The sequence below is a fragment of the Streptomyces sp. NPDC102270 genome, assembly GCF_044766405.1.
Lineage (GTDB): Bacteria > Actinomycetota > Actinomycetes > Streptomycetales > Streptomycetaceae > Streptomyces.
This window is the reverse complement of record NZ_JBIWLX010000021.1, coordinates 23,187-47,546: the sequence shown is the minus strand read 5'-3', so window position 1 is coordinate 47,546 and position 24,360 is coordinate 23,187. Positions and strand designations below refer to the sequence as shown.

Sequence of the window (24,360 nt, the reverse complement as noted above, 5' to 3'; positions counted from 1 at the left end):
GTCCGCCGGTGAGCAGTCTGCTGTTCCCCCTGTACAGGCGCAGCGGGCCGGCCCGTCGTGAGGTGGGTGGGCGCGAAGCGATGAGAACCAGCCGGGCCAGGCGTGCCTGGGCGGGCCGGGTCGTCGAATGCCGCAGGTCCGAGGTCGGCATACCTGGCGGTCAAAGGGCCGTGGGCTGGGGCGTGTAGAGACGTTCAGGCACCTCGGCAGCGTGGCGCCGGACGGTACCGGGCCCTGTCGGGTGTCATGGCGGGGTGAGGAGCAACTCTGGTGCCTTCCCCGGGCGGCAGCGGCTTTTCCCCGGCCGCGCGCAGGGTGCCGTTCGTTCCGCTCACCGCGCTGCCCGGCCCGGACGCGGGCGCGCCGAGCGATGGCACCTTCGCCCTGGAGGCGCTCGGACGCGTCTTCCTGTACGCCCTGGTGCGTGGTCGCCCGGCCCTGACTCGACAAGGTGGCCCGTTTCCGACCCATGCGGCACCAGTTGTGACGACTCAGGCTTGCTGGCAAGAACCAGAGCAGGCTGCCGGGGCAGCAGGGCTTCGCGACGTAGAGCTGTGGCGTGTCGATGACGGCGTCCTGGTGTTGCCGCTCACCCGGCACCGGGAGACGATGGTCAGTGGGTCCCCGCCACACTGTCTCATCGCACACGCAGAGGCGCATCATGGGCATCTCCGACGAAGAAGTCGCCCGGGCCAAGAACATCAGCGTCGAGCAGGTGAAGTTGCTCCGCGAGACGCGGGGAACCACCAACGAGACCCTCGAGGGCCTGTCCACCGGGGCGATACGCAAAGCGCTGCGCCGGCTGGACTTCCCCGACTTGCCCAACGCGCGCGGGCTGTTCAGACTTCAACAGGAACGGGGTGACGACGGGCGGGTCCCCGCTCACCCCTGGGGCACGGCCCGCGAGCAGGCCCGGACCCGTCTCCACGCCGCCGCGCAGCCGGAGACGGCCGGTGTGCCGACCGGCCCCCATCCCGCGCCCGGCGAGCACGGCGTGACGCCCACGGCGGGGCTGGCGCTCGCCCGCTGGAAGTGGCTCGGCCCCGGGAACATCGGAGGCCGCACCCTCGGCATCGTGATCCACCCGGACCACCCGGAGCGGATGTGGGCCGCGAGCGCGGGCGGCGGGGTCTGGCACACCGGGGACGGAGGCAAGGCCTGGAGGCCCGTGGACGACTTCCTCGCCAACCTAGCCTGCGGGGCCCTCGCGGTGGACCCCTCCGACCCGGACACTCTGTACGCCGGCACCGGGGAGCTCCTCAACATCGACGCCCTGCGCGGCAACGGAGTCTTCCGCACCACCGACGGCGCCACCTGGAAACCCCTGGCGGCCACGCAGACGAACGACTTCCGCGCCGTGTCCGGGATCGCGGTGTCCGCGTCCGGCGAGGTCGTCCTCGCGGCCACCTCCACCGGCCTCTTCCGCAGCTCGGACCCGGCGCACGGCGACTGGACACGGGTCCTCGGCGTCCCCGTCGGCACGGTCGTCTTCGACCCCGCGGACAGCGGCCGGGCGGTCGCCGGAGCGCTGCGCGGCGCCAAGGCCTGGTTCACCGAAGACGGCGGCAAAACCTGGCAGGAGGCGGCCCACAGCACCTGGCAGGGCCGGGTGTCGGTGGCGTACGCGGCGAAGGACCCGGCGGTCGTATACGCCTCGGTGGAACTGGACGGCCTCGGCGGCATCTGGCGCTCCGACGACGGCGGGCGAACCTACCAGCCCCGGCGCGGCCGCGGCCCGGACGGCAAGCGGGCCGACTACCTAGGCGGCCAGGGCTGGTACGGCAACGCCGTCTGGGCCGGGGACCCCACGGACGAGGACCTGCTCGTGGTGGGCGGCATCAACCTGTGGCGCAGCACGGACGGCGGCGACCACCTGGCCGAGATCAGCACCTGGGAGGTCGCGCCGGAGTCGGCGCACGCAGACCAGCACGTCATCGTGTCGCATCCCGCCTACGACGGGGTGCACCACAGAACCGTGTTCTTCGGCACCGACGGCGGGGTGTTCATGGCGGACCTGGCCAAGGTGGGGACCGAGCCGAAGGCGCCGTTCGTGCGGGGCTGGACCGAACTGGTCAACAACTACGGCGTCACCCAGTTCTTCGGCGGCGCCGGGAACCCCGTCACCGGAAGGATCATCGGCGGCGCCCAGGACAACGGCTCCCTCGTCCTCGACCCGGAGGCCGGCACCGAGGGGTGGCAGGAGTTCTCCGGCGGGGACGGCGGCTGGTGCGCCTGCGAACCCGCCGACCCAGGCGTCTTCTACGGCGAGTACGTAAACCTGAACATCCACCGCAACACCGACGGCGGCGCCACCGAGGACGACCCGCACCGCTACATCAGCGGAATGTTCTTCAACGAGCAGAAGCACAAATGGGACTGGAAGCCGGAGCCGTTCCGGATCCCCGACGCAAAGGACGGCACGGCGCTCTTCATCGCGCCGTTCGTGCTGGACCCGGGCGAGCCCGAGCGGCTGCTCGCCGGCGGCCTGGACTTGTGGCGGACCGACAACGCCAAGGCGCCCAACACCCCCACCTCGGGGCCCGCCTGGCACTCGATCAAACCCAGGACCGGCCCCGACGCCGAGGGCAGCGCCCCGATCAGCGCCCTGGCGATCTCGCCTGCCGACTCCGATGTGGTCTGGGTGGGCCACAACGACGGCCAGGTCTTCCACTCCACCGACGGCACCACGGCCGCTCCGGCCTGGCGGCGCGTCGGGGTGGGTGGCCCGAACCCGCTGCGGCCGAAGCGCTATTGCGCCTGCATCACCGCCCACCCGACCGACCTGGACACCGCCTACGTCTGCTTCGGCGGCTTCGAACCGGACAACCTGTGGGTGACCCACGACGGCGGCGCGCGGTGGGCCGACCTCTCCGGCACGCTGCCCGACGCCCCCATCCGCGCGGTGACCGTGCATCCACGGCGCGACGTTCTCCTCTACTGCGGCACCGAGGTCGGTCTCTTCGCCAGCGAGGACAAGGGGGCGACCTGGTCGCCGACCAACGAGGGCCCGACCAACTGCTCGGTCGACGACCTGTTCTGGATGGACGAGACCCTGGTCTGTGTCACCCACGGCCGCGGAATGTTCGAGATCGACCTGTCCGCGGTGTGACGCGGCCGACCGAAGGCGAAGGTGACGACGATGATGCGGAACGTGCGCCTGCGCGGCCGGATCGAGGCTGTCCTGGCCGTCGTGAGCGGCCTGCTGTGCCTCCTCACCCTGTTCTCGCCCGACTGGATCGAGGAGGTCTTCGGGGTCGATCCCGACCAGCACAGCGGCGCCCTCGAATGGGCCATCGCCGTCGTCGCCCTGTGCGCCACGGCCGTCTTCTCCCTGCTGGCCCGCGCCGAGTTCCGCAGGGCACGTACGCCGGTCGGAGACCAGTAGCGCCGCGCACGGCGAAGGCCGCCTCGTGCAGTTCACGAGGCGGCCTTCGGGGTCACTGCTTGTGCGGAGTGCACCCCGGGGGATCGCAGCTGAGCGCGGCGAGGCGGGCTCTGCTCCAGGCGGGGTGCGCCATCCTCTGCGATTGAGCAGTGTTTGGCGGCTGAGGCGGCGTACGCCGGGTCGGATGCTCAGATAGTGCGGGTCAGCTCGTCTCTGAGAACCGGACTGATGTCGTCGACGTACGTGACGTCGCGCATCCACACCGTCGAACGCACCCTGGGCTGGCTGATGAACCACCGCCGACTGGCCCGCGACTACGAGGCCAAACCTCATCGCTCCGAAGCCATGGTCCACCTCGCGATGATCAACCTCATGACCCGCCGACTCGCTGCAGAATCCACCCCGAGCTGGCGCGGCACCTGAACCGCACCCAACCGGGCAATCCGGGATAAAACAGCGGGACAAAACGCCCTCTGAGGGTGCAGGTGAGCCCAGACGTGTTCCGGACGGCGGCGCACTGGGCGGTATCCAACCTCTGCCAGGCGACTCGCCGCCATGGTGGGCAACTGGGGGCTCCAGTGGTTGGTCGGGCGAGTTACGGCGACCTGTGACGGCACACCGAGAGAGCTCCGACCTGGGCGGAGCGCTGGAGAGGCCGGAATGCGCACACATGGGGCTCATCTGCGGATATTACATAGAGTCACAACTGTGATGCTTTGCGTGTACAGCAATAAGCGGGTAAGTGCGTCACTGAAGCGATGGCGGCGCCATGGCATCTGGTTGGGAGCAGCCGCGGCCGCGGGGATCGTTGTGATCCAAACGTGGGGAGAGAGGGATAACCCCGCCTCGGTCACAGCCGTTCTTGGCTTCGGAGTGTCCGTCGTCGGCCTGGCCGTGAACCTGTGGCGGGAAAGCGTTGCCAGAGAGCGAACCGAAGAGACCCTGTCGCAGGAGCGGCTGCAGAATCTGGCCAACCGGCTGGCCTCGGCGGTGCAGGAGCAGTGGCAAGCGGAGTGGAGGCTGCGGAGGCTCCAGGACCCGTCCCCGCTCCAGGTGCAGTGGGCGCCTGCTGAGGAGTGGCTCGCAGATGAATGGGACGGTGGGAGCCGAACCGCTGGGCCGGAGGGCGAGCTTGAAGGAGTCGCGGACGTTTTCGACACCGTGCCCTCGCGACGGATGGTGGTGCTCGGCGGTCCGGGCAGCGGCAAGACAGTCCTCGCGGTCCGCTTCACCTTGGACAAGCTCGCACAACGTGCCTCCGGTGATCCTGTCCCGGTGGTCTTCCCACTGGCCGGCTGGCAGCCCGATCGGGAGCGGCTACGGGACTGGATGTCAGCTCACATGCGCACCACTTACCCAGGGGCGCATTGGAGCCGGGACTTGTTGGAGGCCGGGCTCGTCCTGCCGGTCCTGGACGGGCTGGACGAGATGGCGGAGTCGTTGTGCGGTGCGGCGCTGCAGCGGCTGAACGCCGAACTCGATCCGGGGCAGAGTGTGCTGCTGACCTGCCGAACGCAGACGTATGTGAAGGCTGTGGAGAGCGGAAACGTGTTCGCCCAGGCTGCCGTCGTTGAGCTGCAGCCGCTGGCCTTCACCTCCGTCAGCGCCTATCTAGTGCGTACCGCCCGGCCGGTGCGTGGTGCGGGCGGGAAGCGGACCACGCGGTGGGATCCCATCTTTGCTTATCTGCGCGAGTTTGATGGTGGCGATGGCCCGGGCCGTTTACGGCGATGCGGGCCGGGACCCGGCCGGACTTCTCGAGAAGCGGTTCGCCGATCCGGCCGTGCTGGAGCAGCATCTGCTGGAGGCGTTCGTGCCGGCCGCCCTCGCCGACAGCCCATATGTCGAACGCGCGCCTGAATGGCTCCGTTACCTTGCCGGCATCATGCAGCGGCGCGGCACTCGACGGTTCGCCTGGTGGCAATTGCGCCTGGAGTTGCCGTGGCTCCTGCGCAGGCTGGGACCGCTCTTGGTGGTTGGCTGCGCGGCCATGGCCCTCAGCCTGCTGCTGGTCCCGGCACGCGGCCTGTTCGACACGTATGGACTCTGGACACTGCCTAGTAGGGCTTGGTCAGGTTGGTATCGGTTCTGGCATGTCGCGGTGAGAGGTGGGGCAGGCGCTGGTCCTGACCGCGAGGAGTAACTGCAGTTCGCGGGCGACTTGGTAGAGGCTCAGGCCGGCGCCGTCTCTTTTGGGGACCGGGTGATGCGCTGGAGGGTGCAGAAGGCTTGCGCGAGGGAGACGAGGGTGACGTGGTGGTGCCAGCCTCTCCAGGTGCGGCCTTCGAAGTGGGCCAGGCCCAGGGCTTGCTTCATCTCGCGGTAGTCGTGCTCGATGCGCCAGCGCAGTTTCGCGGTGCGCACGAGGGTGGCCAGCGGGGTGTCGGCGGGCAGGTTGGACAGCCAGAACTGGACGGGTTCGGGTTCGGTGGCGGGCCACTGGGCCAGCAGCCGGCGCGCCGGCAGTTCCGGGCCGTCGCAGGCTTTGCGGATCTCGCGTCCGGCGGGCCTGATCCGCAGGGCCACGAAGCGGGAGTACATGCGCTTGACGCCGCTGCGGCCGCTGCCCGGCCGGGAGCCTTCCCGCCACTGCACCGCCTTCGCGGCTCGCTTCCCGGCCGCGGTGACCAGCTTCTTCACCGTCTGGGCCGGCTCGGGGTAGGACGGGGCGGGCCTCGGACCACGACCGCTGTAGGGCGGGATGTGCGGCCGGGCTTCTTCCGGGTGGGCGGTGGTCGTGGTGGAGATGCCGACCGCGTAGCTGAGTTCGCGTTCTTCCAGGCCGAGGCGGAAGGCTGCGGTATCGCCGTAGCCGCCGTCGGCGACGACGAGCGGGACGTCGATGCCCCACGACCTGGTCTCGTCGATCATGTCCAGGGCCAGCTGCCACTTCTCGACGTGTCCGACGTCGGTGGGGATGCCGCACCTGGTGCGGCGGGCCACCTTGCCCGGATCGGCCTTGGGTGAGGCGGGATCCCAGCTCTCGGGCAGGAACAGACGCCAGTCGACAGCAGCCGACGCGTCGTCGGAGGCCAGGTGCAGTGACACCCCGGCCTGGCAGTTGGTGACCTTGCCCGCGGTGCCGGTGTACTGCCGGGCCACACACGCCGAGGCGTCCCCGTCCTTGAGGAAGCCTGTGTCATCCACGATCAGCGCGGTCGGTTTGATCACGTGCTGCATCCGCCAGGCGAGGCGGGCGCGGACATGCGTCGCGTCCCACGGGCTGGTGGTGATGAAGTTCGCCAGGGCCTGCCGGTTGCCGTCTTCGCCCAGGCGGGCGGCCATCGGTTCCACCGACTTGCGCCGCCCGTCCAGCAGCAGGCCCCGCAGATAGACCGTTCCCCACCGGCGTTGATCCGCCCGCGCGAACGGCTCGAACATCTCCGCCGCGAAGTCCTCCAGATCGCACCGGACCGCGGCCAGCTCCCCACCCATCACAACAGGTCAACGGAACAAGCGATCAAACGGACACGCCACCACCGAGTGAACCTGACCAGGCCCTACTAGGCGAGGGGTGATTTCTAGGCGCGGGCGTTGGTGTCAGTCGTCGCGACCCGATGTCATCTGCCGTGACCCGTCGCACCGGTCTCCGCGAGATTCGCTTCCGGCCCCGGGATGTCAGTGGCAGCCGGTACGGTGTTGTCCACGGGCCGCGCACCGGCCCAAGCTGGCCCCTTGCCCATGACTGGGAGCCCTGGGGCGAAGGTACGCGGGACCAACGGGTCCGGGCGCATCAGTGCGAAGAACACTGCCGCTTGGCGCAGTACCGATCACCGCAGTCATCTCTCATGCGCGTGTTCGGGTCATGGGTCCGTGCACGCCAGTCGAGGACTGTGATGGTCAGGAACCAGCGCAAGAAGAGCCGGGACAAGGCCCGCGCCGTACGCACCGGAGCCTCCCGGGCATCGGCCGCGACGGGGAACGTCCACCGCCACGACCCCGTCCCGGACATGACGATCCCTTCAGGGCCTGCCCCACTCAGCAGGCAACAAGCTCAACCTCGGCTTCGCCAGCCGCCTGGTGGCCGCGGCCAGGTCAGGGTGCGGCCCGTGCCAGAGTTCACTCACGGGCAAGATCGTCCAGGGCCACCGGGCAACCCTCTCGGCGCTCGCCGGAGCCGTCTACGGGATGGAGCTGAACGCGGGTGCCCAGCACTCGCCGAGCGTGTCGTCCGCGACCAGGTCGTGGTCGCCGCTCGCCCGGTCAGCCGCAGAGTCCGGCGACGGCACCGCGGCCTTCGCGGCCGTAGCACAAATGGAAGAGACGCAGGCCGCCGAGCTGCTGGACGACGCGCTCACCCACTGGGCCGCCGGAGGCGCCGGTCCGGACGTCTTCCAGTTCCTCGACCTGAAGACGGACCTGGACCCGCAGGGAAGCGCCTCCAAGTGGGTCGACGGGACCGGGCCCGGCTCGAGCCCCATCGGCAAGGCCGGTCTGCCGTCCGACCCCGACGGCGTCCCCGCCTACGCGGTCATGCTCGCCACCACCCACATGCCCGACGGGCGGCCGCTGCCCATGCTCATCCTGGAGTGCGAGACGGCGGGTGCCGGGCTTGCCGACCTGGCCCGCCGGACGGACTGGCAGGCCTGGGACGGGAGCCAGCTACCGCAGCCCGACTACAACTGGCGGCTGCGGGTGGACATCGCCACAAGGTCGCTGGAGTGCCTCGTCCAGATTGATCCCGACGGCTACGACGTGCTGCCGCACCTGTGGGACGCGAGCGAGACCGTGCCGCTGCCGGAACCGTTCTGGGACCTGCTCGACCGTGCCCAGCACGTACTGATCGCGGGACCGGTGAAGCACGGCGAGGACCAGGACGCGTTCCAGCGGGCCGCCGACACCGGCGAGCTCCTGGCCGTCGTCGCCCGCGTCCGCTTCATGTGACGGGGGCCCTCCATGAATCCCTCCCAGGTGAACCTCTCCCAGATCGCCCGGCTGGCCGGTGTCGGCCGTGTGGCGGTCGTCAACTGGCGCCGCCGCCACGGCGGTCTCGACGCCACCGGCGGGACCGAGGAGAGCCCGACCTTCTCCCGCGAGGCCGCCGAGCAGTGGCTGCGCGCCCTCTGCAGGCTCCCCCAGACCACCCCGGCCGAGCCCGCCACCCTGACCTTCGAAGGCGGCCAGACGATCACCGTGTACGCCCCGGACCTGCGCGTGCCCGCCCCCGGGAACCGGTACGACCGGTACGAGGAATTCGGCGGCTACATCCACGCCGAGGGCCGCGACGGCATCCCCTGGCCCCAGGCCACCGTCCGCATCGAGGCCCCCGGACAGACCCCGTACACGGTGACCGACGCGGACGTCGACATCAGCTACGCCACCAGCACCATGCAGTACCTGAGCCTGATCTGGCCCCCCGAGCGGCGCCAGTTGCAGGCCACCGCTCCCGCCCTGGCACCGGCGCAGACGGAGGAGGACCGATGACCGAGACCACCACGAAGACCACACAGCCGGCCGCCGAGGAGGGGTCGGCGCTGCCGGAGGAGCTGGGCGGCTGGCGGATCGCGGGCCTGCTGTCGCAGCGGCTGGGCATCGAGGTGACGATGGCATGTACGCGACGGCGACCGCGCTCACCCTCGACGAGAACCTGGTGCGCGCCGTGGTGTCCGAGCGGCTCGCGTGGGAGGCGGCGAGCCTGACGTGGGATGCGGCAGCCGAACGGATCGGCTGGCACTGGCGGGACATTGAGCGGATGGGCGCCGAGGGGCGCATCACCCAGGGCAAGGGCGGCCGCTACCTGGTCACTGACGTGGATGCGCTGGCCGCCGAGGCGGACGGCGAGCAGTACATCACCGCGCAGACCGCCGCCGAAGACGTGCTGGAGATTAGGCACCCGGCCGACTGGAAGTACGTCGAGGCCGCCGGATGGATCACTCCCGCGACCACCTACGAGCGCGAGGTCGGCCGGCACCGCACCGTCACCGTGGCGCTGTACCGGCTCGCCGACGTACGCGCCGTGCGGGACATGCCGGGCGTGGACTTCGAAGCGGTACGGGGCCCTGCCCAAGGGCGCCATCTCACCGCTGCGCGAGGACGCCGCCCTCGCCCCCACCCGGGCCGCCGTGGTGAAGGCATTCGCGCAAGGACTGGCCGACCGGCACGGTACGACGGTGTGGGCCTGGAACTCCCCGTACTCCGGGGGCTGGGAGCTGGACTGGGAGCGCGTCGACGGCGGCCCGACCGAGGATGAGGTCCGGCGGGAGTTGCTCGCCGACCCGGCGGCCGCCCCGTACGCCAGCGAGATCACCCTGTGCCCGGCGTGGGGCGAGGTGACCCGCATTGCGCGCGAACTCCTTCAGCCGGACGCCGCGGTCGTCATCGACACCGAGACGACCGATCTGCCCGGGCAGATCGTCGAGGTCGCCGCGATCGACGCAGCTACCGGCAAGAAGTTGCTGGACACTCTGGTCAGGCCGACCGAGCCGATCAGCGACGGCGCCCGTTGGGTCCACGGCATCACCGACGAGATGGTGGCCGACGCCCGGCCCTTCGAGAAGGTCCTCCCGCGGCTGCGCCAAGTCACCAAGGAACGGGTCATCTGCGCCTACAACGTCGACTTCGACAGGGGAGTCGTCCTCGGCGACGTCCGGCGGGCGGGGAAGAAGCCGATGCACCTGGAACCCGAGGACTCCTGGTTCTGCCTCATGGAGGCGTACAAGGACTGGGTCGGCTCTTTCCGGTGGCTGCGGCTCGGCGGCCGTCACCGCGCCCTCGGCGACTGCGAGTCCGCGCGGAAGGTACTGATCGGCATGTCCAAAAGCCGGGGCTCCACTTCACGCCGACCGCGCCCGCACCGGGCGACGCCGTCCCCGGACCACCTGCCGGGTCGGTCCTCGTGGCCACGGCCCTGACCACGGACGACAGTTAGCGAGTACGGAGATCTGGGCACAGGCCGAAGCCGTGGACCGTGCCTGGCAGGAGCTGGGAGTCCTGAAGCATTTGGCCGACCGGATCGGGCTGCCGGTGGTCTACGACACCAACATGTTCAACTACTGGAGCCAGCACGGCGACATCCCCTGGCGAAGGGTCCTCAAGAACCAAGGCGAGAGTGCGAAGCTGTGCCGCCTGATCGTTCCGCTGGCAGTCATCGACGAACTAGACCGCCAGAAGTACGGACAAGGCCAGCTCGCGAAGAGGGCCGCCACCGCGATCCGCTACCTCGAGCGCGCACTGAAGGACAACGGCCCGGGGGACCAGGTGCGGCTCCGCGAGGACGTGACGCTGGAGATGTGGGTCGACACCGACGAGCGTGGCGGCGATGCAGACTTGGCGATCCTCCGCTGCGCCTCCGACCTCGACAACCTCCATGCCCCCCAGATCCGGCTGATCTGGCACCCGCCAGAAGACCACCCCGCGCAGGGAGCCCGAGTCCTCACGGACGACTTCGGCATGCGGCTGCGCGCTCAGCAGATGGGGCTGACGGTGTTGAGGCTGCCCGAGGAGTACCGGAAGAAGGGCACTGCACTCGATGACGGTTCGAGGGCCTAAGTATTGTGACGGCATAGGGTCCATCCGAACCACACGGTCAAGACCCGCGAGCTGCACACCTACCTGCCCTGGCGCAACACCAAGTCCGCCGCCCCGGCGTCCTGGCGGGCAGCGAATGCGCGCTGCCTCGCCCGGTCGACCCGTGGGCAGTGCGTTGATTGGCCCGGAAGCGTGCCCGTCGCGCGCCCGAGTTCCAGCCCGACGGCGCCCCCGGTGCCGTAGCCGACGGTGGCGACCGGTTGGGGTCCATTCGGTGCGCAACACCTCGAGCTCCGCATGACCGATGCCCACATCCGTTCGGGATCAGCGAACAGCGGTAGGCGACTGCCAGCATCTCCTCGGGGTCGCCCATATAGCGGCTGCCGTGAAGTCGAAGGCCAGCGCTACGTATCCCAGCGTGGCCGGGGCGCGCGCACAGCGCCGCGTAGGCCACCACCTGAGCCCAGTGAGTGGGCGACGACGACCCTCGTGTCCGGGCCGATCTGGTCGGTGACCCGGGCGAGAACCCGCGCTCGTAGACCAGGGTCGGTGAAGTAGCGGCTGACTTGTTTCAGGTCGGACACCATCGCCTGCAGCGCGAGGCCGGCGAAGAACCGCGAGTTGGACAGTGCCCGCAGTGCGGCCTGAACGCGGGCCCGACTTCCGCCGTGCTGCCGTGCAGACGTACCGATCTTGTCGTCTTCTTACCGATTGCTCCCCTTCTTCTTTCAGTTCTTATAAAAATCTTAAAACGGTGCAGAGGGTGTGGTCGCAGGCTCAACTGCCTACTATCTTCGGCTCGAAGTGCATGAAGGCAGGCCAATTGGGACGACCGGGGGCTACTGCCGCGAGCAGCCCTTTAATGCTTCTTGGTGACTTACAGGGCAAGATTTGAATATCTGGCGGACTTTCAGTGGCCGAAATCTGACCCTCTTGTGAAGATCAGCTCCGTTTCTGTTGACTCCGCATTGCGGGGCGTAGGGGAGGTAGCTGATCGTGCGTCACAGACCCGTGGCCCATGGCAGATCTAGACGGGGCCGAGGGCGCCAGGCGCGACGGCTGCGGCAGATAGCCATCGGCGTCGTCATGCTGTTCGCGACCGAGGCAGCACTGGTATCGCAGGACACCGGCATCGCGTTCGCCACGCCGACTACCGATGTCTCGGCGGTGTCGTCCACCGAGTCGCCGGGTCCGGCGGAGGCGCAGGATGAGGCGTCGGCGGTGCTGATGGCCCGGTTGCAGGGCCGGAAGATTGAGGTGCTGTCGCAGCGGGCGGCGGACTCGACGACGTACGCGCTGCCCAGCGGGGAGCTGGAGACGGCGGCGTACGCGGGCCCGATCCGGGTGAAGCAGGCGGGGGTGTGGAAGGGCATCGACACCGCGCTGTCCGACACCGGTGCCGACCTCACCCCTACGGTGGCGGCTGCCGACATTGCGGTCTCGGACGGCGGCGACACCAATCTGGCGTCGGTGACCAAGGGCACGGAATCCTTCGGATTGGGCTGGCAGGACAAGCTGCCCACGCCGACGGTGAAGAACAGCACCGCCTCGTACGACCTGGGGAGCGGCCAGACGCTCTCGGTGACCGCGCTGGCGCAGGGCTTCTCCGAGAACATCAAGCTGGCCCAGCAGCCCGGTGGCGATGCTGTGTCTTATCGGATCCCGCTGGACCTGGACGGGCTGAAGCTGTCCCAGGCCGGCTCCGGGCACCTGCTGCTGAAGAACAGCGCAGGTGACCTGGTCGCCGAGGCGCCGGCGCCGATGATGTGGGACGCGTCCAAGGACCCGGCGTCCGGCGAGTCCGCCCACCAGGAGCAGGTAACAACCAAGGTCGAGACCGCGGACGACGGTGCACAGACCCTGGTGCTCACCCCGGACCATGATTTCCTGGCGAGTGCGACCTACCCGGTGACCGTCGACCCGACGTCCACGCTGGCGGTGACCACGGACACGTGGGTGCAGACCCCGGACTACACCGACTCGCAGGTCTCCTCGACCGAGCTGAAGTCGGGAACGTACGACAGCGGCAGCGACATCGCCCGCTCGTATCTCAAGTTCGACGTGTCGAAGTTCGCCGGCAAGCACATCACCGACACCAACCTGGCGCTGTACTCGTACTACTCCTCGACCTGCTCCACCTCGGGCGCAGGCACGCAGGTGCGCCGGATCACCTCCTCGTGGTCGTCGTCGGACGTCACCTGGGCCGTCCAGCCGTCGACCACGACCACCGGCGCGGTGACCAGCACCGTGGCCAAGGGCTACTCCAGCACCGACTGCCCCGGCGGCACGGTGAACTTCGACATCGACGCGATCGTGCAGGCGTGGGCAAGCGGGTCGGCCAACTACGGGCTCCAGGTCCGCGGTGCGGACGAGAGTGACTCGCTGACCTGGCGGCGCTTCCGCTCCGCGAACTACATATCCGGCGACAACTCCGTCGAGCCGCACCTCACGGTCACCTACAACTCCTACGCCACCACCAGTGCGCTCGCGATCTCGCCGAGCAGTGTGAACGCCTACAGCGGCAAGCGGTACGTGACCACCTACACGCCGACCCTGTCGGCGAAGGTCACCGACACGGACGGATCCTCGGTCAAGGCCCAGTTCGAGATCACCAACGATCCGGCGTACTCCGGGGAGACCGCCTACTCCTTCACGGGCACCTCCTCCTCGGTAGCTTCCGGTGGCACAGCGAAGCTGACGATCCCGGCCGCGTCAGCGGTGGCGGCGTCACATCTGCGGTTCCGGGTGCGAGGCTATGACGGGACCGACTACGGATCATGGTCCGGCTACACCACTTTCGTACCCAACGTTGCCAAGCCCGGCGCGCCGACCGTCTTGTGCGACAGCTACCCGGTGAGCACATGGACGGCCCGCGCCGACGGCGCGGTGACGTGCACCCTGGACACCTCCTCCTCGGACGGTGCTGGCTACTACTGGGGCCTGGACGATTCACTCACACCCACACACCTCTACGACACGGACGACGGCAACGGCGGTGATCCGCTGACCGTCTCCATCAGCCCGGCAGACGGCTGGCACAAGCTGTACGCCAAGACTGTCGACTCCGGCGGCAACATTTCCACCGCTACCACCACGTACGAATTCGGCGTCGGCGCGGACGGGGCCGCGCTGCTCACCCCCGCCGAGGGCGACACCGCAGCGCGCCGGGTCAGCCTGTCCTCCACCGGCAAGCCGTCCTACACGGGAGTGATCTACCAGTACCGGCGCGGCGAGACCGACACCACCTGGCACGATGTCCCGGTCGGTGACATCAAGTCCTCCAAGGGATCTACCATTTCCGCCTGGCCGGTCGCAGTCGTCAGCGGTACTCCGGCCACTCTGGTCTGGAACATCACCTCGTCCTTGTCTCAGGACGGGCCGATCGACATCCGGGCGGCGTTCACCGACGGCACCACCACCGGGTACAGCCAGACCCGCACCATCACGGTGGACCGGGAAGCCGGCACCGCGCCGAGTGACACTGTGGGACCCGGTTCGGTCAACGACCTGACCGGTGACTACACGATCTCGGCCACGGACGTTTCGGTCTTCGACCTGTCTGTCTCCCGTACCGTCTCCTCGCGTCATCCCAGCGTGGGGGCGGATGCTGAGGGCCAGGTCGCCATCTTCGGCCCGCAGTGGACAGCGGGGATCAGCGATGAACTGACCCAATCGAACTGGTCGTACATCCGCAAGTCCTCGGCCACCTCGGTCGCCCTGGTCGACGGAAGCGGTGAGCAGACCGGTTTCACCAAGACCACAGCAGGCGGCTGGAGCCCCGAACCCGGCGCGGAGGACCTCACCCTTACCGGCTCTGTCGACGCTGCCTTCACACTCAAGGACAACGACGGAACCGTCTCGACATTCGCCAAGGTCAGCTCCTCGGCCACGACCTGGCAGCTCACGGCGACACGCCTGACCACGGATAATTCCACCACCACAGTGGTCCCCGAAGCGGTCCCTTCGGGCACCAACACGCTGGCACGCCCCAAGTTCGTCATCGCCCCCACCACCGCAGTCAGCGCGGCAAGTTGCCAGACCGCGATCGAAACAGCGGTGGCTGCTGGCAACGACTGGTTCACCAACACCAGCACCACGGCCGGGTGCCGGGTCCTGCAGTTCGTCTACGCCACCTCAACGACAGCCACCGGCTCCTCGCTCGGGGACTACAGCGGGAGAGTGCAGCAGATCAAGGTATGGGCCACATCCCCGGGGGACACCAAGACCACGGCCACACCGATCGCCCGCTACTCCTACGACACCGGCGGACGCCTGAGCCAGGAATGGGATGCGCGGATCTCCACCCCGCTCAAGACCACATACGCCTATGACAGCGCAGGCCGGATCATCACGCTGACACCCCCCGGAGAACTGCCCTGGACCCTCGTCTACGGCAAGGCGGGAAATGCTGCCACCGCCGGTGACGGCATGCTTCTGTCCGCCTCGCGGCCGAACCTGGCCGCAGGCAGCAAGAGCACCCTGGCCGGCACCACCGCCACGACCACGGTGGTCTACGACGTTCCGCTGTCCGACACCAAGGCCCCCAACGCCATGGGCCCTGACAACGTGGACGACTGGGGCCAGACCGATGTCCCCACGGACGCCACCGCGATCTTCCCCGCCGCTGTTTCTGCCAGCGACGTCACTCCGGCGTCCAGCACCGGCTCCGACCTGTCGGCCTCCGACTACACCCGGGCAACCATCTCCTACGCGGACGCCTCGGGCCGGGAGGTCAACGTGGCCACCCCCGGCGGCTACATCGCTACCAGCGAGTACGACCAATTCGGGAACTCCACCCGCCAACTCACCCCGGGCAACCGGGAACTGGCCCTCGCCACCGACACCGCAAGCCCGCTCTACGACGAACTGACCGCGCTTGAGATTGTCGGCATGCCGACCGCCGACCGCGCCCAGCTGCTGTCCAGCACCTCTGCATACACCCACGACGGACTGCGGGAGACGGACGCGTACGGCCCCTTGCACCAGGTGACCCTGATCTCGCCCCTCAAAGCCGGTTCCGGCGGCTCCGATCTGCCGGCCGGAACCCGGATTCCGGCCCGGCAGCACACCACAACCAGTTACGACGAAGGCCGTCCGACCGACGGCACCGCCACCGTCGCCAACCAGCCCACCACGGTCAGGACCGGGGCGTTCGTGGACGGCTACCCGTCGGACGCCGACGTGAGAACCACGACCACCACCTACGACTGGGTCAAGGGGCTGCCGACGAAAACGGCCAGCGCCGACAAGCCGACGCTGGCCAGCACCACTACGTATGACTCCCAGGGCCGGATCGTGCAGACCACGCTGCCGAAATCCAACGGCACCGACGCCAACACGACGGTGACCGCGTACTACTCGGCGACCGGCACCGGCGCATGCCACGGCCGACCGGAATGGGCCGACCTGATCTGCACCACCGGCCCCGCCGGCGCCATCACCGGCGCCAACTCCAATCCAACCCAGCTCCCCGTCAGAACAGTCGAGTACGACCGCTGGGGCAACACCGCCAAGGTGACCGAAACCGTCAGCGGCGTCACCCGCACCACGACCACCTCAACCGACGCAGCAGGGCGCGGTATCAGGACCTCGGTCTCCGGCGGGGTCGGCACAGCAGTTCCCGACGCAGTCACCACCTACGACGCCGATACCGGCGAAATCGCGTCCGTAGCATCCGGTGGAAAGACCATCACCCATACCTACGACGCCCTCGACAGGGAGATCTCCTACAACGACGGGTCGGGCAACACCACCACCGCGGCGTACGACGCTCTGAGCCGGCTGGTGAAGAGCACGGACTCCGCCCAGTCCGCCACCACATACGCCTATGACACGGCAAAAGAACCCCGCGGCCTGACAACGTCACGTACCGACTCCGTCGCCGGCACCTTCGCCGCAACCTACAACGCCGACGGCGGTCTGACGACGGAGTCCCTTCCCGGCGGCTACACCCTGAACGTCACCCGGAACGAAGTCGGCGCCCAGACGTCCCGGGTCTACACCAGGGACAGCGACAGCACCATCGTCGCCTCCGACACGGTCGACCGATCGGTCCACGGTGAGACAGCCGCCGACACTGACAGCAACGGCCAGACCAGGAGCCGCAGTTACGGCTACGATCCGCTGGGCCGCCTGATACGGGCGGACGAAACGAACCCCGACGGTTCCTGCACCCGCCGGGACTACTCCCTCGACGACAACAGCAACCGGACGGCGCTGGCCGCCTCGACCGGTGACGTCGGTGCGGAGTGCACCAGCACCGGCGCGGTCACGACGGCCTACACCTACGACAGTGCGGACCGGCTGACCAACAGCGGCACCGTCTACGACGCCTTCGGCCGCACCACCACCCAGTCCAGCGGCGCCACCATCGCCTACTACGCCGACGACATGGTCCGCCAGCAGACAGCCGGCAACAGCCGGCAGACGTGGACCCTGGACGCCGTCGGCCGCCTGGCAGCATGGACCACCCAGGACAAAAACAGCGACGGCACCTGGACCCAGACCGGCTCCCGGACCAACCACTACGCGGCCGACGGCGACGGCCCGAGCTGGACCGCGGAAGACGCCAACGGCACGATCACGCGCAACGTGCAGGGCCTCGACAACGGTCTGGAAGCCACTACCGGCAAAACCGGCGCCACCGCGCTGCAACTAACCGACATACACGGCGACATCACCGTTCAGGTCCCCCTGGCCACAACCGGAGCGCCGACCGCACTGGCCTACGACGAATACGGCAACCTCCAAGGCGAAAGCCCCAGCACCCGCTACGGCTGGCTCGGCACCACACAACGCGCATCCGACACCCCCACCGGCGCGTTGCTGATGGGCATACGCCTCTACGACCCGGCCACCGGCCGGTTCCTGAGCGTGGACGCCATGGAAGGCGGAGGCGCGAACGCCTATGCCTACTGCTCCGCAGACCCGGTCAACTGCACAGACCCGACAGGCCTGTTCGACTACGAGATCACCTATGACATCGGCTGGTCGAAGGTGTCCGCGAAGAGGTTCTTCACGTTCGTCAAGGCGAATTTCGGCGCGGTCTTCCCCATCGCCGGACACCCGAACAAACTCCCCGGAGTCGGCACACGGATCAACCTCCACGTCGGCCCCGCACCATTCCCCGTACGCGTATCCGCCATGAATTCCCACTACTGGAAGTTCGACACACTCAAGGGCCATCCCGACTACCCAGGATGGATCAGCTTCAACTTCAAGCGGAAGAAGAACGGTCACATGCTCATGATCGTTCACGGGCATTCGAGGTTTTCTCTCGCGGACATCTTCGTGGGCGGGTCAACCTACGAGAAAATTGCCACGGATATGTGGGCCAAATTCTGGAGGAACTTGCAGAACCTCGAAGCCCAGATAAACCACTATTATTAACCGCGCCAGGCATGGATCTACGCGATCTTGCCCGCAAGAGAGAAGTGAGAGGCAGGCCATGGTAGGCCGAGTTGTATCGTCTGCATACATCCTGACGGTTGTGGTCCTGGCCGTCGCGGATGTCGCATGGAACCCGGGCGCCGGCCTGGTCACCGAGATCGTGATGTGGATCACCGCGCCGACGTCGATCCTCATCGTGCTGGGGGCGACAATGGCATTCCTCAACCAGAACGACAGCCAGGACCATGCAACCGTCGGAGACAGCGGACCATCGGTGACTCTGGCCGTCCTCTGGGTGTGCTGTGCGGTAGTCCAGGTCTTGGCTCTCCGGTTCGCCGCGCGCAAGCTGAGCAAGATGAGCTAACGCCGCAGCCGTGCTGCGCAGGATGTTCACCAAGTAAAGATCAGAAAAGTCTACACATGGTGAATTAGGATCAATGGCCCGTTGGCGACAGAACGCAGCTTCTGTCGCCAACGCGGCAATCTCAGATCTCTATCCGTCGGCTCATCTACAGAGGCGTCAGCCCTGTGCGCGCCGAGAATCTCGTCCGTGCAGATGACCACTCGTGCTCCTGCGTCTCGCCTGATCTGGACAACGGAGTTCTTGGCGACTTCGGTCGTCGGTTCCCGCGTCCGAGCGTAGGGCGGTAAGGTGCGGGCAGTGGCCGTCGCATCGGCCCAAGCCAGCGGCCTGGCCCATGACCGGGATGCATGACGGCAGAGGTGCCCGCGGGCCCCGTGCAACGGGACCGGACTGTGCGCATCAGTGCGATGGTGAACATCAACTCTTAACGGCTTTCCAGCTGTTGAAGCCTTCCGCATGCTGCTCTTCGACGCGCGCATCGGATCATGGGGCCGGGCACGGGAAGATGAGACATGACCAAGGGCCACGGCCGTAAGAGCCGGGCGCGGAAAACAAGCCGGAGTCGAGGGGCCGCGTACACCGCCGCCCAAGCCGGCACTCTCCACCAGCACACCAGCGGCCCGACCGACAAGGACCTCCAGCCGGACGAGCCCGGCCGATGGGGAATCGACGCGGCCCCGGACCTGCGGACCGCGTCCGCGCTGATCAGCGCGCGCATCGAGCAGTGCGCACCGTGCCAGACCTCCCTGGCCGCGAAACTCCTCGACGAAGACCCGATCGTGCTCGCGGTGACGGCCGGGACCGTCTACCGCCTGCATGAGGCCCACGAGCCGGACGGAGGAGGCCTCACTTCCGACGTCTCCCAGTTCTTCCTCATGGTCGTCCGGGCGTCGGCGCCAGGCAAAGAACACGTCATGCTCCGCTGCGTCGAGCTGCTGCTCCCGGAAGACCGGGCGGCGCTCCTGGAGGAGTCGCTGGGCTTGTGGACGTTCTACGGGACCGAGCCCACCGGGCTTCTGCAGGGCAATAACAGCGGCACGACGGACGCGTCGCGGGCCGCCATCGCTGTCACGGGCGGGAAACCCGAATCAGGCGGTAGCCCCGAGCCATCCGGCCTCGGCACGGTGGCCGACCCTTCCGGCCTCGCTGTTGAAGACCGGTCAGGCGGGCAGCGTCCGGCCCGGCATCGTCCGGTTCCTGGACGCCACCTTCCTGCCCGACCAGCCGCACTGGGAATGGCGCCCGCATCCCCACCACGTGACCAGCACTCTCCGAGGAGAACCGGATCAATGACCGAATCCATCGAACAGCATGCGGAGGGCGCGGCGCGCTCCCTCGTCGAACTCGTCCGCACCCTTCAGTACCGCGGTATCGAGTACCCGGGGGAGGCGCACCGCGTCCACAGCTATCTCACCCGCTGCGCCGGCGAGTTGCGGACCGCCATCGAGCTGATCGAGGCCTCCGTGCAGCAACTGCAGGACAAGGACCAGCTGATGAGCGACTGCCGGGGCGAACCGCTCGACGATGTCCTGCAGCGCTTCACGGAGTCCTCCGACGCGGCGAAGGACCTCGCGGGTGCGCTCCACGGCAGGCTGAGCACGGCCTACTCCGCCATCGGCCGCGTCGCGTACAAGGACGGCCCCGGAGAGCAGGAGTCGGCCACGGGGAGCTGAGTCCGCCGGTTCGGCGGATGTGATCGTCTGCGGACGGTGCGGAGCGAAGGCCGGGGCCGGTGGTCCCGGCCTTCCCGCTGGGCGGCTGGGGCACCCCGACCGGTCAACACAGAAACCGCAGGGTCACCAATAGTGAGTGATATTCACGAATAAAGTAGTCACTTTACAACGTTAACTAGGTGAATATTACTATGATGATGGGCAGTTGCGATTCCAGGGAGGGTGAGTGAGCCAGTCGTCACAGGAAGAGGGCGCGATCAACGCGACCACAGCGCGGAACAGCCTGTACTCGCTGGTGAAGCTCGCCGAAGAAGAGGGGCGCACCACGGTGATCACCAAGCACAAGGTGCGCGCGCTGCTGGCGCCGCTTGACCGGTTCCCGGCAGCCCGGAAGACCGACGCTTTCCCGGCTCACGTGCTGAGCGTGGCGCAGAGGGATTTTGGTGACCTTGTCGCGCTGGCGGCGAAGGGGCAACCGCAGGTGCTCCTGCGCAACACCACCCCGGTCGCGGTGCTGCTCCCCGCCGACTCCTCTCCTGACGCCCTCTCGTCCGACATGGCCGCGCACCCCGGCGCGGCGACCGCAGGAGGTGCGGTGAACAGCCAAGGCAACCAGGACCGCGGCAGCACGCCCCGCAGGCTCGCCACGCTCGGCGATGCCATCGGTTCCGTCCTCACCGACGGCCCGGTCAGCGGCCCCACGTTCGGGCTGCCGGGCCTGGACGCTGCCACGGGCGGTCTGCAGCGGGGCAAGCTGACGCTCGTGGCGGCGCGTCCGAGTGTCGGGGGGAGCCTGCTGGGGCTGGCCGCCGCGCGGACGACGGCGCTCGTCGACCAGGCCATGGTCCTGTACGCGGCCTCGGGACCGAACCGGGACGACATCTTCCGCCGGATCATCGCTGCCGAGACCGAGGGCGAGTACGCGCGTCTGAAGCAGGGCCGCCTGACCGAGCATGAACAGCAGGTCGCCCGTCAACTGGTCCAGGCCGGAGACCTGTTGATGATCGATGACGGCAGTGATCTGAGGGCCGAGGACATCGCGGACACCGCCCCGCACATGCAGGGCCTGGCCCTCGTGGTCGTGGACCGGCTGCAGGCCGCCCACAGCGCCCGCCTCCCGCTGTCCGGGGACCGTCTCCCGGCCGCCTCCGAAGTCCTGGCCACTCTCGCGCGCACCCTGCACGTGCCGGTCCTCGCCATCGTGGACAGCGACGATCCCGCACTCCTGGGCCTCCTGGACGCCGACATCACGCTGACACTCACGCCGACCGAGGACCCTGCCCGGGTCCAGGTGACGGTCGCGGAACGCGGCTTCGGCACGATCGGCTCCGCCTACCTGAAGCCCGACCTGATCCACGCCCGCTTCCTCGACGCCGGCACCATGCCCCATGAGCGCGCCGACACCCCGGCGGGCCCGAGCCGCTCGACGGCTACCGGTGGAAGGGCGGCGCTGGAACTGGCGGAAGCCGCCCTTCCCTACACGTCCGGCGGGCACCAGGGGATCCCCGCCGCCCTCACCCGCGAGCTCGCCGCGTGGCGGACCGCCGTCGCGGGCGGCGACCACGAGGCGCTGAAGGAGATCCTGCCGACGCTCATCCAGGCGGCCGCGACGGTCTCGCAGTGGCCGGACACCCATGAGGGACACCGCCTCGCCAACGCGCTGCGCCCCTACGGCACGCCCGAGTCCGCCGACACCACCACAGCCGCCGGGCAGTCGCCTGCTGCCGGTGCCGCTGTCCAGACCCTGGCGGACAACCGGCAGGCGACGGCCGACGTGGTCGAGGACGAGTGGAGCGGCGTCTTGGCCACGGACATCGCGCTCCTGGGGGCGAGGACGGAACCCGCGGTCAGCCTGGTGGACTCGTCGTCCTCGTGGGACGGCGCGTGGGGACTGTCGAAGCCGGCCGCGTCGTGGACGCTGGTCCTCAGGAACAAGGCGACCGGGGCCACTGTGCGCACGCTGTCCGATGGCGCCGCGCACGACGCGATCCATACGTCCTGGAACGGCAGGACGTCGAACGGCGCGTATGTGCCGAACGGCACGTACAGCTGGACGCTGACGGTGGCCCCGGCTGACAAGCAGGAGGAGCCGCTGCGCCGCGCGACGACGAGCGCGTCACCGACGACGCCGAGGATCGTGTTCTCAGAGGTGCGGGGGAACGCAACCTCGTGAGTGGGCGAGTCGTAGGCACCCTTGGCATACACCCGCACCCGGGACGTGCCGTACCAGCTGACCAGGTAGTCGGATCCGACCACGGTGTCCGAGTTCGCCACCAGTGGAGACAAGATCGTGGCCGCACCGGTCTCGGCATCCACCCAGGCGTAGTGGAGGACATGGTCCGGGCCGTTGTAATTGACGAGGATGCCGGAGGCGGAACCCCTGGGAAAGAAGGGGAAGACCGTCCCGTCCGGGAATCCGGTCACGGGCTTCTGCACCGTGCTGCCGTTCTCGTTGTGCAGCAGGAACAGCTGAGTCCGTTGTCCACCGGTCGACGTGCTGGTCAGGACAGTACGTCCGTACGTCTGCAGATAGCTCTGGCCTGCTGGGATGGCCACGGTCTCCGTCGTACGGGTTCCCATGTCCCGGAGCAGGACCTGCCCACCACTGCTCTGGGTCGGGCCAAGGGCGACGATGTCCGAACCCGTGCCGTACGAACCCGCAGTGCGCGGCCCGAGTCCCTCGCCACCTTCCACCGGCTTCCGGCTGCCGTCGTAGCTGGTCCACCAGAGGCCGGAACCCTCAGCGGTGGAGCGGTACTCGAGGAAGCCGGAAGCCCCCGCGCTCTGCAGATACGCCGTGCGCGGGGTCGTGCGCATGGTGGCCGGAACGATGATCTCCGTTGCGGTCTCCGCGTGCGCCGGCGCCACCAGCGGCACGGCGGACACAGAGAGCGCCAAACCGATGATCGTGGCAAGGGAGCCACGCATGAAGGTACGACGAGTCACTTGCTTCCCCTCCCCGACGGAGGGCCCCATCCCCCCGAACAAGCGGGCGAATACTAGCAGTTGTTCAAGACGGATGACCTTGGCGAACTGGTTGGCTGGCCCGTGTGCGGATGGCGCGGCCGTCCGCGTGTACAAGCCGCGGAAGACTCCCGCACGGCGAGGCAGGGCACGTATTGCCAACGCACGATGCAATCTTCGGCAAAGGCTGGCACGACGGCACGGTGGAGAAGGGGATGTTCCTGGCAGGCGGGTTCTACGTCACGTCGATGTAGTCGCCGGCGGCGTTGATGGCCGGGGTGGTCGTGGTGCCGGGGAAGGAGTAGCGGTAGTAGCCGTCGGCGGTGGCCGTCACGGTGGTCTTCAACTCGCCGGTGCTGGTGGTGGTGACGGTCTTGAGGGTGGTGTAGGTGGTGCTGTTCTTGGGCCGGTACTGGAGCTTCACTTTCTGGCTGCTGTAGCCGGCGTACTTGTGGGTGTCCCAGTTGGCGCGGGAGAGCTTGCCGGTGACAGTGAGCGTCTTGCCCTTCTTGACCGGCTCGGGGGCGGCGTTGGCGGTGAGCTGGGACGTGCGCTGGACCTTGGTGGTGGCGTAGGAATCGATGGTGGTCTGGACGCGGTTCTTGGAGAAGGCGCTGGCGTAGATGTGCCAGGTGCCGGCCTTCGCATTGGACACAGTGTTGGTCATGTCGCGGGTGTCGGCCTTGACCTGGAAGTTCATGGTGCACGTGGTGGTCGTGGCGCTGTCGGCATGGCAGGTGGGGGCGTCGTAGGAGATCGCGCCCGTGCGGTTGTCGCGGGAGGTGCCGTACCACAGCTGCACGTCCGCCACGATGACGCCGGACGGATCACTGGCCGTGATCTGGGCGCTGAACTTGGTGACGGCGGTGGGGCCGACCAGGATGTTCTTGCCCTTGTTGACCACGACCTTGGTGATGACCGGTCCGCCCTCGGCGTGCACCGGAACAACGGCAACAGCAGTCAGCACAAGGGCGGCGGACGCTGTCCCAGCGGCCGCCGCAGCACGTATACGCATGTGAGTCCCATGAGAACAGGGCCGGGTGCAGCAGCGCGCTGCTGCACCCGGCCGTAGAGAGTCGGGGAGCCGTTCGGCTCGGGTGATCAGACTGTTCGCGCGG

Annotated in this window: 14 protein-coding genes and 2 pseudogenes; 13 read left to right on the top strand and 3 right to left on the bottom strand. The window is 68.3% G+C overall.

Annotated elements, in window-relative coordinates; translation table 11 throughout:
- Positions 1-661 precede the first annotated feature (661 nt).
- From ACIRP7_RS36230 to ACIRP7_RS36215, 4 genes and pseudogenes are all read left to right on the top strand, one after another.
- Positions 662-3,109 (top strand): hypothetical protein, encoded by a 2,448-nt coding sequence (locus tag ACIRP7_RS36230; protein ID WP_403668365.1) that lies wholly within the window; start codon positions 662-664, stop codon positions 3,107-3,109.
- Positions 3,110-3,139: 30 nt separating this feature from the next.
- Positions 3,140-3,385, top strand: coding sequence for an ABC transporter permease (locus ACIRP7_RS36225; RefSeq protein WP_403668362.1), 246 nt, complete (start codon positions 3,140-3,142; stop codon positions 3,383-3,385).
- 258 nt (positions 3,386-3,643) lie between these two features.
- Positions 3,644-3,808 (top strand): annotated as a pseudogene (locus tag ACIRP7_RS36220) (IS5/IS1182 family transposase); the annotation flags it as partial.
- Between the two features lie 297 nt (positions 3,809-4,105).
- On the top strand, positions 4,106-5,245 hold the full coding sequence (locus ACIRP7_RS36215; RefSeq protein WP_403668359.1) for an NACHT domain-containing protein: 1,140 nt from the start codon (positions 4,106-4,108) through the stop codon (positions 5,243-5,245).
- A 312-nt stretch (positions 5,246-5,557) separates the two neighbouring features.
- Here the strand turns inward: ACIRP7_RS36215 and ACIRP7_RS36210 are convergent, their stop codons facing one another.
- Positions 5,558-6,820 (bottom strand): IS701 family transposase, encoded by a 1,263-nt coding sequence (locus ACIRP7_RS36210; RefSeq protein ID WP_403668356.1) that lies wholly within the window; start codon positions 6,818-6,820, stop codon positions 5,558-5,560.
- A gap of 819 nt (positions 6,821-7,639) precedes the next feature.
- Here ACIRP7_RS36210 and ACIRP7_RS36205 point away from each other — a divergent pair.
- The 5 genes from ACIRP7_RS36205 to ACIRP7_RS36185 all read left to right on the top strand — a co-directional run bounded on the left by ACIRP7_RS36205 (position 7,640) and on the right by ACIRP7_RS36185 (position 10,873).
- Positions 7,640-8,269, top strand: a complete 630-nt coding sequence (locus ACIRP7_RS36205) for a hypothetical protein (protein WP_403668354.1) — start codon at positions 7,640-7,642, stop codon at positions 8,267-8,269.
- 12 nt (positions 8,270-8,281) lie between these two features.
- Positions 8,282-8,809 (top strand): hypothetical protein, encoded by a 528-nt coding sequence (locus tag ACIRP7_RS36200; protein WP_403668352.1) that lies wholly within the window; start codon positions 8,282-8,284, stop codon positions 8,807-8,809.
- 124 nt (positions 8,810-8,933) lie between these two features.
- Entirely contained in the window at positions 8,934-9,575 is a 642-nt protein-coding gene (locus ACIRP7_RS36195; RefSeq protein ID WP_403668350.1) for a hypothetical protein, read from the top strand.
- Positions 9,496-10,236, top strand: a complete 741-nt coding sequence (locus ACIRP7_RS36190) for a 3'-5' exonuclease (RefSeq protein ID WP_403668686.1) — start codon at positions 9,496-9,498, stop codon at positions 10,234-10,236. The genes ACIRP7_RS36195 and ACIRP7_RS36190 overlap by 80 nt, the downstream gene beginning before the upstream one ends.
- Before the next feature lie 49 nt (positions 10,237-10,285).
- The gene (locus ACIRP7_RS36185) at positions 10,286-10,873 is read left to right on the top strand and encodes a PIN domain-containing protein (RefSeq protein ID WP_403668347.1); all 588 of its coding nucleotides are present in this window, start codon (positions 10,286-10,288) and stop codon (positions 10,871-10,873) included.
- Between the two features lie 105 nt (positions 10,874-10,978).
- On the opposite strand, the pseudogene ACIRP7_RS36180 reads toward ACIRP7_RS36185, so the two are convergent.
- Positions 10,979-11,296: pseudogene (locus ACIRP7_RS36180) on the bottom strand (dienelactone hydrolase family protein); the annotation flags it as partial.
- Positions 11,297-11,938: 642 nt separating this feature from the next.
- Between ACIRP7_RS36180 and ACIRP7_RS36175 the strand changes: the two are divergent.
- From ACIRP7_RS36175 to ACIRP7_RS36160, 4 genes are all read left to right on the top strand, one after another.
- Positions 11,939-18,241, top strand: coding sequence for a DNRLRE domain-containing protein (locus tag ACIRP7_RS36175; RefSeq protein WP_403668344.1), 6,303 nt, complete (start codon positions 11,939-11,941; stop codon positions 18,239-18,241).
- A gap of 100 nt (positions 18,242-18,341) precedes the next feature.
- Positions 18,342-18,605, top strand: coding sequence for a hypothetical protein (locus ACIRP7_RS36170; RefSeq protein WP_393606053.1), 264 nt, complete (start codon positions 18,342-18,344; stop codon positions 18,603-18,605).
- Positions 18,606-19,117: 512 nt separating this feature from the next.
- A complete protein-coding gene (locus tag ACIRP7_RS36165) occupies positions 19,118-20,278 on the top strand; it encodes a hypothetical protein (RefSeq protein ID WP_403668341.1) in 1,161 nt (386 codons plus the stop codon).
- A gap of 226 nt (positions 20,279-20,504) precedes the next feature.
- On the top strand, positions 20,505-22,451 hold the full coding sequence (locus ACIRP7_RS36160; RefSeq protein WP_403668338.1) for a DnaB-like helicase C-terminal domain-containing protein: 1,947 nt from the start codon (positions 20,505-20,507) through the stop codon (positions 22,449-22,451).
- Positions 22,452-23,477: 1,026 nt separating this feature from the next.
- Here the strand turns inward: ACIRP7_RS36160 and ACIRP7_RS36155 are convergent.
- Positions 23,478-24,257 carry a calcium-binding protein gene (locus ACIRP7_RS36155; RefSeq protein WP_403668335.1) on the bottom strand — a complete coding sequence of 260 codons (780 nt, stop codon included), beginning with the start codon at positions 24,255-24,257 and terminating at the stop codon, positions 23,478-23,480.
- Positions 24,258-24,360: the final 103 nt, after the last annotated feature.

Excerpts from the sequence above, each read along its gene's own strand:
- ACIRP7_RS36230 (WP_403668365.1), top strand. The coding sequence starts at position 662 with ATGGGCATCTCCGACGAAGAAGTCGCCCGGGCCAAGAACATCAGCGTC.
- ACIRP7_RS36225 (WP_403668362.1), top strand. The coding sequence starts at position 3,140 with ATGATGCGGAACGTGCGCCTGCGCGGCCGGATCGAGGCTGTCCTGGCC.
- ACIRP7_RS36210 (WP_403668356.1), bottom strand. The coding sequence starts at position 6,820 with ATGGGTGGGGAGCTGGCCGCGGTCCGGTGCGATCTGGAGGACTTCGCG.
- ACIRP7_RS36205 (WP_403668354.1), top strand. The coding sequence starts at position 7,640 with ATGGAAGAGACGCAGGCCGCCGAGCTGCTGGACGACGCGCTCACCCAC.
- ACIRP7_RS36200 (WP_403668352.1), top strand. The coding sequence starts at position 8,282 with ATGAATCCCTCCCAGGTGAACCTCTCCCAGATCGCCCGGCTGGCCGGT.
- ACIRP7_RS36195 (WP_403668350.1), top strand. The coding sequence starts at position 8,934 with ATGTACGCGACGGCGACCGCGCTCACCCTCGACGAGAACCTGGTGCGC.
- ACIRP7_RS36175 (WP_403668344.1), top strand. The coding sequence starts at position 11,939 with ATGCTGTTCGCGACCGAGGCAGCACTGGTATCGCAGGACACCGGCATC.
- ACIRP7_RS36165 (WP_403668341.1), top strand. The coding sequence starts at position 19,118 with ATGACCAAGGGCCACGGCCGTAAGAGCCGGGCGCGGAAAACAAGCCGG.
- ACIRP7_RS36155 (WP_403668335.1), bottom strand. The coding sequence starts at position 24,257 with ATGCGTATACGTGCTGCGGCGGCCGCTGGGACAGCGTCCGCCGCCCTT.